Here is a 13,838-nt window from a genome sequence, read left to right on the forward strand (position 1 = left end):
AAGCGTTAGCCACCCCACCGGTGCCTTGGAGGGTGCAGAACCGCTATTGCCCACAAATTAGGCCAACAATGATTTCCTTTTCAGCACTTTGCATTTCGAGATGCACGGCCGATATGGAGAGTCCGGTAACCACAAGAAAACGAGTCGGGCGCACCATGGAGGTAAGCGCTTCGGCGTCAGGAGAGACAGAAATGATGAACAATAGTTTGAGCCAAGGTTCTGGCTCAGCCTCAGCCCAGATCTACCAATTCCCTGTCGGGGGCCGCGCGGCTCTCGGGGGGCGCCGCTACGGTGAGACCGGCCTTCCCGCCAATCATCTCTCGCTTCCCGTGAACGAGACGATCTGCAGCGGCAGCTGGTACCATCAGGAGGCCGTCGATGAAGCCAAGCCGAAATGGGATCGCTAATGCCTGCGTTCGGTTCAGTACCGCCGCGCCCTCACAAGCGCCCGGCGGAAGTTTGAAAAAGGGTCGAAACAACGAAGTTTCGGCCCTTTTTGATTCTTGCAGCGACAACGCCGTTCAGATCACCGCGCAGGCCGTCACCGGCCGCTTCAGATGCCTGACCGTGGTCGCCCCGGTCTTGCCAATCAACAGCGTGATTCCCGCCCCCGAATAACGCGCTCCCGAAACCGTCAGCCTTTTAGCAAGCGTTACCGGCTCGCCGTCGATCTGGAGGAAGGCGCGCTTGTCGTCGTCATAAAACCCAACGATGAACTGCGTACCATCGACACAGCGATAGGTCTGAAAGGTCTGCGCATCGGCCTGCTGCGTGCGGCAAATTCCGCCCGCCAGCATGGTGATAGCCAAAACAATGGCCTTGTGCCGGTCCATGATCGCCCCCGTAATAGCCCGCAAGCAACATAGCAAAAGCTGATCGCAATAACTTAGGCTGATCTCATGTCAGACTCCCTCGCCCGTCACCTCAGCCTGCAAGGCGCCAGCAACTTTCGCGATCTCGGCGGCTATCCGACTGCCGACGGCCGCACCACGCGCTGGCGGCAAATCTTCCGCTCCAACCATCTCGGCCAGCTCACGGCCGCCGACATCGAGATCGTCCGCACGCTTGGGGTCCGAAGCGCGTTCGATTTCCGCGGCGTCGAGGAGCGTGCGGCCGGCGTCTGTGTGGTCAACGAGATCACCGTGCACTCGCTGCCGATCGAGCCGACGGTGGTGGCTTCACTGCGCGCCGAACTCGCCAGGGGCACGCTGACCGCTCCGGTCGCGCTGGACATCATGCGCGAGTCCTATCGCAACTATGTCCGCCACAACACGCATAGTTTTCGCAACCTGTTCGGCCATCTCCTGGAGGACAGTGCGCCGCTCGTGATCCACTGCACCGCCGGCAAGGACCGCACTGGCTTTGCCAGCGCGCTGATCCTGCATGCGCTCGGCGTGCCCGACGACGTCATTGCCGAGGACTACCTGCTGACCAACACGTACTACAAGCGCGACGTGTCGAGCGCCGCGGATTTGCCCGCCGACGCTCTCAACGCGATCGGTTCCGTCGAGGCCTCTTACCTCGCGGCGGCTTTCGAGGCCGTCGGCAGCGAATATGGCGACCTCGAAACCTACTTGCGCGACGGCCTCAAGCTCGGCACAGCAGAACGGACCGCGCTGAAGGCGCGCTATCTGCAATCGTAGGCGGCGGGGCCGGGAGATCGATGATGCAAGACAAGGTCCTGATCGTAACCGGCGCGCTCGGCGCGCTTGGAAAAGTCGTCGCGGAGATCGCACAGTCGCGCGGCGCGCGCGTCGCCGGCATCGATCATGCGCCCTCGCAAGTCTCAGCCACGAACGAGCGCATCGAGATCGGCGGCGTCGATCTGTCCGACCCGGCGCAGGCGAAGACGGCCGTCGAAACGGCGGCCAAACATTTCGGCAAGCTCGATGCGCTGATCAACATCGCCGGCGGCTTTGCCTTCGAGACCGTCGGCGACGGCGACATCAAGACGTGGCAGCGCATGCATGCGCTCAACGTGATGACCGCCCTCAACGCCTCGCACGCGGCGCTGCCACACCTTGCTGCCTCGAAAGCGGGCCGCATCATCAACATCGGCGCCATGGGCGCGCTCCAGGCGGGCTCCGGCATGGGGCCCTATGCAGCGTCGAAGGCAGGCGTGCACCGCCTCACCGAAGCACTGGCCAGTGAATGGAAGGGCAAGGTCACGGTGAACGCGGTGCTGCCTTCGACCATCGACACCAAGGCCAACCGAGCCGACATGCCGAAAGCGGACTTCTCCAAATGGGTGACGCCGCAGGAACTCGCCGAGGTCATCCTGTTCCTCGCCAGCGATGCGGCAAGCGGCGTCACCGGCGCGCTGATCCCGGTGAGCGGACGGGTGTAGGCTCGGTGGCCAGGCATCTTTTCCCGGGCCCCCTACACTGCTATATTTGAACAATGACAACCGAAGATATCGAACGAGCGATCGAACGACTTGCACCTGACGAATTGGCGCGGTTTCGTGCATGGTTCGAGCAGTTCGACGCAGAACGCTTTGATAAGGCCCTGGAGCAAAGCGCCCAGGCGGGCAAGCTCGATGCCTTTGCCGAGGAGGCGCTGAGCGCCTATCGCGCCGGCCAAACCCGCGACTTGTGAAACACACGGCGTCGCCGAGATTCTGGAAGGCTTATGTGGCTTTGCCGGCCGGTGTTCAGCGGCTGGCCGATGCCAACTTCAGACTCTTAAAGAACGACCCTACTCATCCCTCGCTTCAATTCAAACGGGTCGGACGATTTTGGTCCGCCAGAGTCGGACTGCGTTATCGCGCGCTGGCCGTCGAATCCGATGGAACCTATGTCTGGTTCTGGATCGGCTCGCACGCGGACTACGACCGTCTCATAGGCTGAAAGGCGTCAATCCGACACCAATAGCCGCAGATTGCCCCTGAAGCGGATGCTCTGCTTTCCCGCGAGCGCGATGCCCTCGCCATAGGCGATCTCATCGGTCCCCGCGCGCAAGATAACCGCACCATCTGTTCCCATCAAATGGCCCGTCAGCCCGAGTCCGATCCGGGCTAAACTGCCGGCAACTGATTCTCCGATCGGACGTGTTGTGGAAACCGCGCTTTACCTCCCCGTCAAACGCTTCCTCGAGGAGCTCGGCTTCACCGTGAAGGGCGAGATTGGCGGCTGCGATCTCGTTGGCCTGAGCTCCGGCGATCCGCCCGTGGTTGTGATTGGCGAGCTCAAGCTCGCCTTCAATCTCGAACTGATTTTGCAAGCGGTCGACCGCGCACCGGCCGGCGACGAAGTCTGGATCGCTGCAAAAATGTCGTCGCGCGGCAAGGGGCGCGAAAGCGATGCGCGCTATCGCAATCTCTGCCGGCGCCTCGGCTTCGGCATGCTCGGGGTCACCGACCGCGGCCAGGTCGAGGTGCTGGTGAAGCCGCCGACGGCAGCGCCGCGCCGCGAGCCGAAGACACGCTCGCGCCTCGTTGCCGAACATCAGCGCCGCCAGGGCGATCCCGTGCTCGGCGGCAGCACGCGCACGCCGATCATGACCGCCTATCGTCAGCAGGCGCTGGCCTGCGCGTCAGCACTCGCCGCCGGCCCGCGTGCCGTGCGCGAGTTGCGCGAACGCTGCCCCGATGCCGGCAAGATTCTGCTGCATAATGTCTATGGCTGGTTCGAACGCGCCGAGCGCGGAATCTACGGGCTCACCGATGCCGGACACGCGGCGCTGAAACGCTGGCCGCAGGCGCCAGTGAAGGACACCGTGCACGAAGCATCCCTGCCCTAGCGGCATTCACATCGGGGGACTTTGCATGATCGTCGTGACTGGAAGCGTGACGGCCCGGCCCGAGACCTTCGACGAGGCGCGCCGCCTCAGCCTCGAACACGTCCATCGGTCGCGGCAGGAGCCGGGTTGCATCTCCCATGCGGTGCATGTCGACTGCGAGAATCCGCTCAAGCTGGTCTTCTTCGAGCAATGGGCCGACCGCGCAGCTCTCGCCGCACATTTCGCGGTATCAGCGTCCGGCGAGTTCGTGCGGGTCTTGCGCTCACTCGCCGCAGGCCCAACCACGCTCGAACTTTACGACGCGAGCCGGCTTGAGAAGCTTTGAGTGCATAGCTGAGATGCCACACCAATTTCATATTGCAATGCAACATAAGCGGCACTAGGTATCCCAGATCGAAACGAGGCCCCTATGAGCGCAGACTGGAATACCAAGTACGGCACGCGGCGCGTGCGTCACGATCCGCCCACCCTGGACGAGGCGATTTTCGCCGCCGTCGGCATCACCGATGATCAGGAGCAGCAGGCCGAGATCGCCGCATCATTGATGGGGATGCCGCTCGATGTCGTGCAGGCCGAGGTCAAGAAGCAGGTCCGCACCAACAGCCGCATCACCTCCACCCGCGTGATCGCCGGCGAACAGGGCGCGCAGCGCTCGGTCGTGGTCGAACGCCGCGTCGTCCGCCGCTTCGGCAACGACAAGCGCACCGGCACCTGAGCGCTATTTCGTCAACTAACATCAAAGCGGACCGGCGTTGCCGGTCCGCTTTTTGATTCAGGCAGCGCGATTGCCGTACATGCTGGAGATCAGCTTCCAGCAGGTCGAATTGAAGTTGAGCAAGGCGCGGCCGGCCGTGAACGGCGCCGCGGCAAGATCAGCAAGCTCGGCCTCGGGCGTCTTGCCGAGATCGATCGTTCCGGTTGATTCGCCATGGCGGAATTGCAGGTTCGCGCCGAACTTCTTGGCGAGCGCGCGCATGGCGTGATTCTCGGCGCCCGTGGTGATGCGCAGACGCTTGAAGCCCTTCCAGCGCGCTTCCGCGATCAGACGGCTGAACAATATCGTGCCGACGTTCTGGCGACGCGCCGAGGCTTCCACGCTGAAAGCGACTTCGGGAAGCGAATCATCCTCCGGCGGATGCAGCTCAGCCGCACCGCGGACGACGCCGTCGACGATATAGGCAACGATCACGGTACCATCCTCGGCGCAGCGGGCGGCATATCGCTCGATGAAGCTGTCGTCGAGAAAGCCATTGAAACGGTCGTGCCGGCTCGCGGCATCGAGCCTGAGCAGGTGATCGCGCAGAAGCGGCAACTCTTCCTGCTGGCCCAGGGTCCGCACATAGCCCGGGACGGATTTCGTCCGGGTCGTGTCTTCAAGTTCCAAGTCTACTTCGCGTGACAAGTCAAAACTCCTCTTGGTGTCCCTCGAGGAGGCGTTCGAATCCCTAGACCTCCAATATTGTGCATCGCAACATGTTTTTCAAGATGGGAACCCGCTCAAGTTAGAGGCATGGGAAGCGACCAATTCGTTAACAAAATCAAGGTCCCGTAATCATACGAGGACGAGCTGGGTCTGGGTCACCACGGCAACCAGCTTGCCATCCTCCGTCTCCAGCCGGGTCGTCCAGACCTGGGTCCGTCGTCCCCGGTGCACGGGAGTAGCGGTGGCGATGACAACGGTTCCCTCCTTGGCCCCGCCGATGAAATTGGTCTTGCTCTCCAGCGTGGTCGTTCCCTTTGCGTCCTCCGGCAGGTTGATCACGGTCGCAGCCGCCCCGACGGAATCGGCCAGCGCCATCACCGCGCCGCCGTGGATGGTGTAATGAAGCGTGCACAGATCGGGCCTGACCGTCATCCGCGCCACCACGCGATCCTTCTCGGCTTCGACGAATTCGACGCCCTTGAGCTCGGCGAACGGCATCTTCATCGCTTTAAGTTTCTCAAGCGGCGTCATCGGATCTCCTCCCAATTCATTGTGCTCTCAACGTGAATTGCTCTGTGCGGCAAAGCAATGACGTCCGAGGTCATGGCCGTGCTGACATCGATACCGATATTTGCGCATATGGTCTCGCCATGCGCCACTTCCCGCCCCGCCGCATCGTCTGCCTGACCGAGGAGACCGTCGAAACGCTCTATCTGCTCGGCGAGCAGGACCGCATCGTCGGTGTCTCCGGCTACGCCGTCCGCCCGCCCCAGGTCCGCCGCGAGAAGCCGCGGGTGTCGGCCTTCGTTTCGGCGGACATCCCAAAGGTTTTGGCGCTGGAACCGGACCTGGTGCTGGCCTTCTCCGATCTCCAGGCCGGCATTGTCGCCGATCTCGTGCGCGAAGGCGTCGACGTTCATGTCTTCAACCAGCGCGACGTCGCCGGGATCTTGGCGATGATCCGCACGCTGGGTGCGCTGGTCGGCGCGGCGGAACGCGCGGACCGCCTCGCTCAGGGTTTTGAACGTCGACTTGCGGAGGTGGCGGCGACACGCCGCCCCTCGCCGCGGCCAAAAGTCTATTTCGAGGAATGGGACGATCCGCTGATTTCGGGCATCGGCTGGGTGTCCGAGCTGATCGAGATCGCCGGCGGCGAGGATGTGTTTTGCGAGCTGCGACATCGGCAGGCTGCGAAGGACCGCATCGTGTCGGCGGACGCGGTGCGCAAGGCAGCGCCCGACGTGATCCTCGCTTCATGGTGCGGCAAGAAGGTTGTGCCTGCCCGTATCAGACAGCGCGATGGCTGGAACGAAATTCCGGCTGTACGCAATGACCGCATTGTCGAGATCAAATCGCCGATCATCCTGCAGCCCGGGCCAGCGGCGCTGACGGATGGGCTCGATGCGATCGTGACTGCGTTGTGGGGCGAGCGTGCCTGAACGTGCAGCAGCTGTCGCTTCCCCCAGCCCCGTCATCCTGAGGTGCGAGCTGCGCGGTGCACAGCACCGTGCAGCGAGCCTCGAAGGGTGGCGGTGATGGTCCACGCTCGCAGAAATGACGCTTGGGGCGACGTTCGGTGCTCAAGTCACAGCATTCACAACCTGATACTCAGGCCGTCGCCACACCTCACCCGAAATCACCTCCTCGATGATCCCGGCCGCCTTCATCACCTCGTCCTCGCCGATATATAGCGGCGTAATCCCGAAGCGCATAATGTCGGGCGCGCGGAAATCGCCGATGACGCCGCGGGCGATCAGGGCCTGCATGGCGGCATAGCCGCCGTCGAAGGCGAAGGAGACTTGCGAGCCGCGGCGCTCATGCGCGCGTGGCGTAACCAGCTTCAAGGAAGCGCAGCGGCGTTCGACCTCCGCGATCAACAAATCGCCGAGCGCCAGCGAACGCGCGCGGACTTCGGCGATATCGACACGATCCCAGATATCGAGCGAGGCTTCCAACGCTGCCATCGCCAGCACCGGCGGAGTACCGACGCGCATGCGCTCGATGCCGCCGGCCGGCTGATAGCCGAGATCGAACGCAAATGGTTTTGCGTGGCCCATCCACCCGGACAGCGCGGCGCGCGCGCTGTCGGCGTGGCGTGGCGCGACATACAGAAACGCTGGCGCGCCGGGGCCCGCGTTGAGATATTTGTAAGTGCACCCCGCAGCGAAATCGGCACCGCAGCCCGCCAGATCGACCGGCAGCGCCCCGGCCGAATGTGCGAGATCCCAGACCGTGACGATGCCGAGCGCACGCGCCTTCGCGGTCAGCTTCGTCATGTCGTGGCGACGGCCGGTGCGGTAATCAACCTCGGTGATGTAGAGGACCGCAATCTCCTCCGACAGCGCGGCCTCGATCTCCTCCGGCGCCACCAGGCGTAGTTGATGGCCGCGCCCGAGCGTCGCGATCAGGCCTTCGGCCATGTAGAGGTCGGTCGGGAAATTGCCGGTGTCCGACAGGATGACTTTGCGCGTCGAGTTCATATCGAGCGCGGCGGCAAGCGCCTGATAGACCTTCAGCGACAGGGTGTCGCCCATCATCACCGAGCCGGCCTCTGCGCCAATCAGACGTGCGATCCGATCGCCGACACGGCGCGGTTGGACGTACCAGCCCGCGCTGTTCCAGGCGCGGATCAGCTCGTTGCCCCACTCGGCCGTGATGACACGGTTGACGCGCTCGGCAACACCAAGCGGCAGCGCGCCGAGCGAATTGCCGTCGAGATAGATCACGCCGTCAGGCAGATGGAACAACGCCTTGGTGTCTTCGTAGACGCGAAGTTTGGTCATGGGAATCTCTAGAGGATGGTACGGACGCGCCAGAGTTCGGGGAACAGCTCGATCTCAAGCATGCGCTTGAGATAGCTGACGCCGCCGGTGCCACCGGTACCGCGTTTGAAGCCGATGACGCGCTCGACCGTCGTCACATGGTTGAAGCGCCAGCGCCGGAAATAGTCTTCGAAATCGACCAGTTTCTCGGCGACCTCGTAGAGCATCCAATGCGTCTCAGGCGCTTCGTAGACCACACGCCAGGCCTGCAGCACGCCCTCGTTAAAGCTGTGGGTCTCGCGCACATCGCGCGCCAGCACCGCGGCCGGCATCTTGAGTCCATTGCGGTCGGCGAGCCGCAACACCTCGTCATAGAGGCTCGGCGTCGCAAGCTCAGCCTCAAGCAGCTGCGTCACTTCGAGGTCGTGCGCGTGCGGCTTCAGCATGGCGTGATTGCGGTTGCCGAGCAGATATTCGATCAGCCGGTACTGCCGCGACTGGAAGCCGGAGGACTGGCCGAGCTGCGAGCGGAAGCGCGTGTATTCGCTCGGCGTCATCGTGCGCAGCACGTCCCAGGCGCTGTTCAACTGCTCGAAGATGCGCGATACCCGCGCCAGCATCTTCATTGCTGGGGCGACCTCGTCTTTGGCGATCGCGCGGCGCGCGGCGGCCAGCTCGTGGATGGCAAGCCGCATCCACAGCTCCGTGGTCTGATGCTGGATGATGAACAGCATCTCGTCATGCGCTTCCGAGAGCGGATGTTGCGCGCCGAGGATTGCATCCAGCGCGAGATAGTTGCCATAGGACATGCGCCGGGCGAAATCGGTCTCGGCGCCTTCGCTTGTGGGATCGTAATCGCTGGACGTCATGGCAGGCCCTCTCGATCGATCATCCCGTACGCTAGCTCAGTCGAGGCCAATCAGGCGCGCGGTAATCTGCGACGACGGATCTTTCAGCGCGTCGATCACGGTGAAATGGTTCAGTCCGGGATCGACGACGAGGCGCGTCGGCACGTCAAAGCCGGTCCAGACATTGGCCATCAGATCGGACTGGCGGATGAATTCGGGCCGCTCGCTGCCGCCGACCCAGGCCGTGACAGGCGAATGGCCGCGCGGCAGACGCAACGCCGCGCTTTCGAGCGTCGCCTCCTCCATGGTCATGCACAGCGTCTCGTTCATCTTGGTCTTCAACAGCGGCCGCAGATCGTGCAGACCGCTGATCGAGAGCGTGCCGGCGATGCGATTAAAGACGGCCGGCTCAAGCCGGCTGTCGTCGCACAGCATGCGCGTGACCAGATGGCCGCCCGCGGAATGGCCGGCGAGCCGGATTGGACCCGCGACGAGCGAGGCCGCCTTGGCGATCGCGGTGCTGATCTCGGCGGTGATGTCGGAGATGCGCGCGGCCGGTGTCAGCGTGTAACTCGGCAGCGCCACGGTCCAGCCATGGTGCCGCGCGCCCTCGGCCAGATCAGTCCAGGTCGATTTGTCGAAGCGCATCCAGTAGCCGCCGTGGACGAACACGACGAGGCCCTTGCTGTCGCCGTCGGGCACGATCAGGTCGAGACACTGGCGCTCGGCCGGTCCGTAGGCGATGTCGGAACGAAAACCCTTCAGCCCGGCGCGGTAAGCCGCTGCCCGCTCCGTCCACAGCGCCGGCAGTCTGTCCGAGCCCGGGATATGGGCAGAATTGGCGTAAGCATCATCCCAATCGCGCATCGTACTCCCTCGACGGACTCAGGCCTTGCGATCGGGCACCAGTCTGCCACCGGCGAAGCCCGCATCCTAGTCTTTATTTTAAGCTTAAAGTATCTAGGAGAGCCGGTGGATTGGGCAACGAGAGCTCCAAACGAGACGCCGTAGGGTGGGCAAAGCGTAGCGTGCCCACCACCTGCGTCACGCAAAGGGAAATTGGTGGGCACGGCGCAAGTGCGCCTTTGCCCACCCTACGGCACAAGCGAATGGAGCTGCGCCTACGCCTGCTCTACCCCGCACCACTCCGCGATGAACAGCGCCATTGCCTTGGTCGTCTTCTTCAGCGATTCCAGATCGACGAATTCGTTGAAGCCGTGCATCTCGCCACCGCTGGCGCCGAAGCACAGGCTCGGGATGCCGTAATTGAGGCCGTAGAAGCGGGTGTCGGTGAGCGCGGTGAAGACGAGATCATCGACCGCGCCGCCATAGACCTTGTTGAAGGCCTTGCCGAACGCAGCTTCCGGCGCGGCGGAATCGGTCAGCTCATAGCCTTCCGACAGGAAGCCGGACCATTCGACCTCCGGTGGATTGTTGGCGAGGAAGCGGTGGTTGCGCGAGGCAGCAGTGACGCAGGCCAGAATCTCTTTCTGGTGATCGGCCACCGACCAGCCCGGCAGGATGGCAATGCGGCAATCGACGTCGCACCAGGCCGGCACGCTGGAGGCCCAATCGCCGCCCTTGATGATGCCGGGGTTGAAGTTGATGGGATGGTTCAGCGTCTTGAAGTGGCGATCGGCCTTGGCGCGCTCATTCCACTCGATCTCAAGCTTTTGCAGGGCATGGACGAGATGATAGGCCGCCATGATGGCGTTGGAGCCTGAGCCGGCAAAGGCGACGTGGGTCGGATGGCCCTTCACCCGCAGTCGAAACCAGATCACGCCGACTTGGGAGCGGACCATCTTGCCGGCGGTCGGCTCGGGAATGAAACAGGCATCGGCACGATAGCCGCGCTGCAACGTCGAGAGCGCGCCGACGCCGGTGCTCTCCTCCTCGATCACGGACTGGACGTGAATTCGCGCCGTCGGCTTGAGGCCTGCCGCCTTGATCGCATCCAGCGCATAGAGCGCACCGATCGTGCCCGACTTCATGTCGCAGGCACCACGGCCGAACATCTTGCCGTCCTTGATAACGGGCGAGAACGGCGGGGTGTCCCACAATTCAAGCGGGCCCGCCGGCACCACGTCGCAGTGGCCCTGGAGGATCAGCGATTTGCCGGCCTCAGTCGTGGGACGATATGTGCCGACCACCGTGCGCGCCCTGGAGAAGTCATGCTCGATCGGTCCGAAGCCGCGCAGATCCTTGAGATCGTCGACATTGATGTGCCAGTCGTCGACCTCGTAGCCGCGCTCGCGCAGGAGGTCGCCGATCATGTCCTGGCACGGCCCCTCCGCCCCGCGGGTCGAAGGGATCGCAACGAAATCGCGTGTGGTCGCAAGCTGGGCTTCGAAGCCGGCATCGACGGCGTCAAGAATCCTCTGCTGCGTCTCGGCATTCATCAGGCAACTCCAGGCATTCGAAGGGTCCAAGGAGCGCGCAAGCTAGCCGATTTTAGCCGTTCGGGTACTCCACAAAATAAGCATCCCGCAATGCATCTTCGAGCAGCCGGCCCTCGGAATAGCCATCCAGCGTCGCAGGACGGCTCACGCCGTCAAGCAGCCGCGGACACGGCTCCGGCGCGCCGATCACGGTGCGCACCGGAATGCGCTCGGCGTAGATCGGCAAGGCGTAGTCTTCGTCGTCGTCGGCAACACCCTTGGCGCGGACTTTGGCCGAGGCCTCCTCGATCTCCATCGCGATGAAGGAGGTCGCCTTGATCTCCTGCGTATTGCTCGTCCGCAGGCTCGCGGTGCGATCCGGGAAGAAGCGGTCGACCATGGCGATCACCGCACGCTCTTTTTCCTCGGGGTCGGTGACGAGATAGGCGGTGCCGAACGCCATCACCGCGCGGTAGTCGGCCGAATGGTTGAAGCCGCAGCGGGCCAACACGAGGCTGTCGAGATGGGCGACCGTGAGGCACACCCGCTCACCCTTGGTCTGGTTACGCAGCATGCGGCTGGCGCTCGAGCCGTGCCAGTAGAGCTTCGTCCCCTCGCGCCAGAAGAAGGTCGGCGTGCAATAGGGCTGGCCGTCGATTGCATAGGAGACGTGGCACAGCATCGAGGAATCCAGGATGCGATGAACAGTGTCGTGATCGTAGAAGCCGCGATCGTGACGGCGCTTGACCTGGTTGCGCGCGGACGTCGGATAGGAATTTGAGGTCTCAGTCTGGCTCACGGCCACTCCTGTCGAGATTGGAAGAATTCCAGACCAGTTGTAGCGACCGATTTGGTCTGCGATAGTGCCAATTCCATGCAAAAAATTCCGACCAATTCCTCCTCACCAGCCAAATCCCCTTCGCTGGCAAAGCCCGAGTTGCCGCTCGACCTCACCGGTCCGCACATCACGGCCGGCGCCTCCTCAGCGCACCGGCTCTATCAGGCGCTATGCGAGTTGATCGTCGGCGGCCTGGTAAAACCCGGCGAGCCGTTGCCGCCGTCACGAACGCTGGCCAAGCAGACGGGCTTTCGCCGCAACGCTGTCGTCACCGCCTATGAGCGCCTGATCGCGGATGGTTTTGCGGAAGCAACCGTCGGCTCCGGCACGTTCGTCGCCGCGCGCATCCCAGCACGGGCTGCCGCATCCAAGAAGCCGAAGGCGGTTGTCGAGGCTCCTCGGCAAGGCGCGCTCTCGCTCGGCTGCACCCATATCGACGAGCGCGCGCTGCAACGCTTTCGTGCCTTTGTCGGCCGGCGCATGCGCGCCTTCGGCACCGAACATCTGCATTACGGCGACCCGCGCGGCAGCCGCGAGCTCCGCGTCGCGATCGCCGATCATCTGTTGTCGGCGCGAGGGCTGCGCTGCGACCCCGACCAGATCATGCTCACCTCCGGCACGCTGCATACGCTGCGCATCGTGCTCGGCACGATCCTGAAGGCGAACGATCAGGTCTGGTGCGAGGATCCCGGCTATCCCATTGCGCGCAGGACCATCGCGCAGTGCGGCTATCGCACCGTCCCCATTCCTGTCGACGCACACGGCCTGCAAATCGCCAAGGGCCGCGCGGCTGCGCCGTCCGCGCGCGCCGCCTATGTGACGCCATCGCACCAGTTTCCGCTGGGCGTGCAGATGTCGATGCCGCGGCGGCTCGAACTGCTGGACTGGGCGAAACAGGCCGGTGCCTTCGTGTTCGAAGACGACTACGACAGTGAGTTTCGTTACGACGGCGCGCCGCTGATGTCGCTCGCCGGCATCGATCAGCTCCAGCGCGTGATCTACATGGGCACGTTCGCCAAAACGCTGTTTCCGGGCCTGCGCATCGGCTATTGCGCCCTGCCCGAGCGCCTGATCGCCGACGTCACGGCCGCGCGCGCCGCGCTCGACCGCTTTCCCGGAACGCTGATGGAAGGCGCGGTGGCCGACATGCTCAATTCCGGCGCCTTCGCCGCAAACCTGAAGCGGGTGCGAAAACTCTATCGGGAGGCGCGGGACGCACTGGCCGAAACGCTCGAAGCCGCATCAGACGGCGCGCTGTCGGTTCCGGTACCCTCGCAGGGCCTGCACCTGGTCGCACGATTCGATCCGTCGGTTGCTCCTGCGATTGCCGCCGAGGCGAAGCAGGCGGCTGGCGCGGAAGGCTGGCTGCTGGCCGACACTTATGCGCGGGCGCGTCCGCTGCCGGGCTTCGTGCTTGGATTTTCCGGGCATGCGGTTCCGCAACTCGTCGCTTCCGCCGAGCGGCTTGCGCGGGAATCGCGCGCCGCCTTGCGTACCAAGAGAGGATCGGCCCGCCGGGCGTGACAAAGGTTCCCTATGAGAATCGTGTACCGCTCCCTACATTGCGGCATCGATGCCGGGACCTCACATCATGTCACTCCGCCACGCAGTCTGTCTTTCGCTTCTGATCTCCGCAACGCTCGCGACGACGGTTCGAGCGGCCACGATCGGCCGCGAACAGGACATCGTCGATCTCAAGCTTGGTCAGCGCGTGATGGTGGATGACGGAACCTGCCCCGCCGGGCAGGTCAAGGAAGTGCGTGGTGCGAAGATGACCGATAAGGGCGTCGTGCGAACCAGCTCCTGTGTGGGCCGGTTCGGTCCGAAATCGAAGTAACAAGCATGATC

The 13,838-nt window shown here is 63.6% G+C and carries 19 protein-coding genes; 11 read left to right on the forward strand and 8 right to left on the reverse strand.

Annotated elements, in window-relative coordinates:
• The first annotated feature begins 191 nt into the window (after positions 1-191).
• A complete protein-coding gene (locus UP06_RS02660; RefSeq protein WP_045000222.1) occupies positions 192-407 on the forward strand; it encodes a DUF2735 domain-containing protein in 216 nt (71 codons plus the stop codon).
• A 114-nt stretch (positions 408-521) separates the two neighbouring features.
• Here the strand turns inward: UP06_RS02660 and UP06_RS02665 are convergent, their stop codons facing one another.
• On the reverse strand, positions 522-833 hold the full coding sequence (locus tag UP06_RS02665) for an MliC family protein (protein ID WP_045000224.1): 312 nt from the start codon (positions 831-833) through the stop codon (positions 522-524).
• A 66-nt stretch (positions 834-899) separates the two neighbouring features.
• Here UP06_RS02665 and UP06_RS02670 point away from each other — a divergent pair, with 66 nt between their 5' ends.
• The 7 genes from UP06_RS02670 (at position 900) to UP06_RS02695 (ending at position 4,456) form a co-directional block, all read left to right on the forward strand.
• Positions 900-1,643, forward strand: a complete 744-nt coding sequence (locus UP06_RS02670) for a tyrosine-protein phosphatase (RefSeq protein WP_045000225.1) — start codon at positions 900-902, stop codon at positions 1,641-1,643.
• Positions 1,644-1,666: 23 nt separating this feature from the next.
• On the forward strand, positions 1,667-2,347 hold the full coding sequence (locus tag UP06_RS02675; RefSeq protein WP_045001099.1) for an SDR family oxidoreductase: 681 nt from the start codon (positions 1,667-1,669) through the stop codon (positions 2,345-2,347).
• 53 nt (positions 2,348-2,400) lie between these two features.
• A complete protein-coding gene (locus tag UP06_RS02680; protein WP_045000227.1) occupies positions 2,401-2,598 on the forward strand; it encodes a hypothetical protein in 198 nt (65 codons plus the stop codon).
• Entirely contained in the window at positions 2,595-2,849 is a 255-nt protein-coding gene (locus UP06_RS41920; protein ID WP_082078372.1) for a ParE family toxin-like protein, read from the forward strand. Before UP06_RS02680 ends, UP06_RS41920 begins: the two co-directional genes overlap by 4 nt.
• A gap of 205 nt (positions 2,850-3,054) precedes the next feature.
• Positions 3,055-3,741 carry a DUF2161 domain-containing phosphodiesterase gene (locus UP06_RS02685; RefSeq protein WP_045000228.1) on the forward strand — a complete coding sequence of 229 codons (687 nt, stop codon included), beginning with the start codon at positions 3,055-3,057 and terminating at the stop codon, positions 3,739-3,741.
• A 25-nt stretch (positions 3,742-3,766) separates the two neighbouring features.
• Positions 3,767-4,066 (forward strand): putative quinol monooxygenase, encoded by a 300-nt coding sequence (locus UP06_RS02690; RefSeq protein WP_045000230.1) that lies wholly within the window; start codon positions 3,767-3,769, stop codon positions 4,064-4,066.
• Positions 4,067-4,150: 84 nt separating this feature from the next.
• Positions 4,151-4,456: a hypothetical protein gene (locus UP06_RS02695; protein ID WP_045000231.1), complete on the forward strand. Its 306-nt coding sequence runs from the start codon at positions 4,151-4,153 to the stop codon at positions 4,454-4,456.
• Between the two features lie 57 nt (positions 4,457-4,513).
• Here the strand turns inward: UP06_RS02695 and UP06_RS02700 are convergent, their stop codons facing one another.
• Together UP06_RS02700 and UP06_RS02705 are read right to left on the reverse strand one after the other, a co-directional pair.
• Positions 4,514-5,125, reverse strand: coding sequence for a GNAT family N-acetyltransferase (locus UP06_RS02700; protein WP_045000233.1), 612 nt, complete (start codon positions 5,123-5,125; stop codon positions 4,514-4,516).
• Positions 5,126-5,293: 168 nt separating this feature from the next.
• A complete protein-coding gene (locus UP06_RS02705; RefSeq protein WP_045000235.1) occupies positions 5,294-5,695 on the reverse strand; it encodes a PaaI family thioesterase in 402 nt (133 codons plus the stop codon).
• Positions 5,696-5,814: 119 nt separating this feature from the next.
• On the opposite strand from UP06_RS02705, the gene UP06_RS02710 reads away from it, so the two are divergent.
• Positions 5,815-6,603 (forward strand): cobalamin-binding protein, encoded by a 789-nt coding sequence (locus UP06_RS02710; RefSeq protein ID WP_045000237.1) that lies wholly within the window; start codon positions 5,815-5,817, stop codon positions 6,601-6,603.
• Positions 6,604-6,744: 141 nt separating this feature from the next.
• On the opposite strand, the gene kynU is transcribed toward UP06_RS02710, so the two are convergent.
• The 5 genes from kynU to UP06_RS02735 form a co-directional block, all read right to left on the reverse strand.
• A complete protein-coding gene (gene kynU, locus UP06_RS02715) occupies positions 6,745-7,947 on the reverse strand; it encodes a kynureninase (protein ID WP_045000239.1) in 1,203 nt (400 codons plus the stop codon).
• A gap of 8 nt (positions 7,948-7,955) precedes the next feature.
• Complete coding sequence (kynA, locus tag UP06_RS02720) at positions 7,956-8,795, reverse strand: tryptophan 2,3-dioxygenase (protein WP_045000241.1); 840 nt, start codon at positions 8,793-8,795, stop codon at positions 7,956-7,958.
• A 36-nt stretch (positions 8,796-8,831) separates the two neighbouring features.
• On the reverse strand, positions 8,832-9,641 hold the full coding sequence (locus UP06_RS02725; RefSeq protein WP_045000242.1) for a hormone-sensitive lipase: 810 nt from the start codon (positions 9,639-9,641) through the stop codon (positions 8,832-8,834).
• 254 nt (positions 9,642-9,895) lie between these two features.
• Positions 9,896-11,173, reverse strand: a complete 1,278-nt coding sequence (locus UP06_RS02730) for an ArgE/DapE family deacylase (protein WP_045000244.1) — start codon at positions 11,171-11,173, stop codon at positions 9,896-9,898.
• Positions 11,174-11,225: 52 nt separating this feature from the next.
• Complete coding sequence (locus UP06_RS02735) at positions 11,226-11,951, reverse strand: pyridoxamine 5'-phosphate oxidase family protein (protein ID WP_045001101.1); 726 nt, start codon at positions 11,949-11,951, stop codon at positions 11,226-11,228.
• A gap of 75 nt (positions 11,952-12,026) precedes the next feature.
• Here UP06_RS02735 and pdxR point away from each other — a divergent pair, with 75 nt between their 5' ends.
• Positions 12,027-13,514 carry a MocR-like pyridoxine biosynthesis transcription factor PdxR gene (gene pdxR, locus UP06_RS02740; RefSeq protein ID WP_045000246.1) on the forward strand — a complete coding sequence of 496 codons (1,488 nt, stop codon included), beginning with the start codon at positions 12,027-12,029 and terminating at the stop codon, positions 13,512-13,514.
• Between the two features lie 67 nt (positions 13,515-13,581).
• Complete coding sequence (locus tag UP06_RS02745; protein WP_045000247.1) at positions 13,582-13,827, forward strand: DUF6719 family protein; 246 nt, start codon at positions 13,582-13,584, stop codon at positions 13,825-13,827.
• Positions 13,828-13,838: the final 11 nt, after the last annotated feature.

Source organism: Bradyrhizobium sp. LTSP857, assembly GCF_000938285.1.
GTDB lineage: Bacteria > Pseudomonadota > Alphaproteobacteria > Rhizobiales > Xanthobacteraceae > Bradyrhizobium.

Bases quoted from the DNA above. Each gene is read 5' to 3' on its own strand.
- UP06_RS02705 (WP_045000235.1), bottom strand. From the start codon at position 5,695: ATGACGCCGCTTGAGAAACTTAAAGCGATGAAGATGCCGTTCGCCGAG.
- UP06_RS02745 (WP_045000247.1), top strand. From the start codon at position 13,582: ATGTCACTCCGCCACGCAGTCTGTCTTTCGCTTCTGATCTCCGCAACG.
- UP06_RS02670 (WP_045000225.1), top strand. From the start codon at position 900: ATGTCAGACTCCCTCGCCCGTCACCTCAGCCTGCAAGGCGCCAGCAAC.
- UP06_RS02725 (WP_045000242.1), bottom strand. From the start codon at position 9,641: ATGCGCGATTGGGATGATGCTTACGCCAATTCTGCCCATATCCCGGGC.
- UP06_RS02710 (WP_045000237.1), top strand. From the start codon at position 5,815: ATGCGCCACTTCCCGCCCCGCCGCATCGTCTGCCTGACCGAGGAGACC.
- UP06_RS02695 (WP_045000231.1), top strand. From the start codon at position 4,151: ATGAGCGCAGACTGGAATACCAAGTACGGCACGCGGCGCGTGCGTCAC.
- UP06_RS02730 (WP_045000244.1), bottom strand. From the start codon at position 11,173: ATGAATGCCGAGACGCAGCAGAGGATTCTTGACGCCGTCGATGCCGGC.
- pdxR (WP_045000246.1), top strand. From the start codon at position 12,027: ATGCAAAAAATTCCGACCAATTCCTCCTCACCAGCCAAATCCCCTTCG.
- kynA (WP_045000241.1), bottom strand. From the start codon at position 8,795: ATGACGTCCAGCGATTACGATCCCACAAGCGAAGGCGCCGAGACCGAT.
- UP06_RS02665 (WP_045000224.1), bottom strand. From the start codon at position 833: ATGGACCGGCACAAGGCCATTGTTTTGGCTATCACCATGCTGGCGGGC.
- UP06_RS02675 (WP_045001099.1), top strand. From the start codon at position 1,667: ATGCAAGACAAGGTCCTGATCGTAACCGGCGCGCTCGGCGCGCTTGGA.
- kynU (WP_045000239.1), bottom strand. From the start codon at position 7,947: ATGACCAAACTTCGCGTCTACGAAGACACCAAGGCGTTGTTCCATCTG.
- UP06_RS02680 (WP_045000227.1), top strand. From the start codon at position 2,401: ATGACAACCGAAGATATCGAACGAGCGATCGAACGACTTGCACCTGAC.
- UP06_RS02660 (WP_045000222.1), top strand. From the start codon at position 192: ATGATGAACAATAGTTTGAGCCAAGGTTCTGGCTCAGCCTCAGCCCAG.
- UP06_RS02690 (WP_045000230.1), top strand. From the start codon at position 3,767: ATGATCGTCGTGACTGGAAGCGTGACGGCCCGGCCCGAGACCTTCGAC.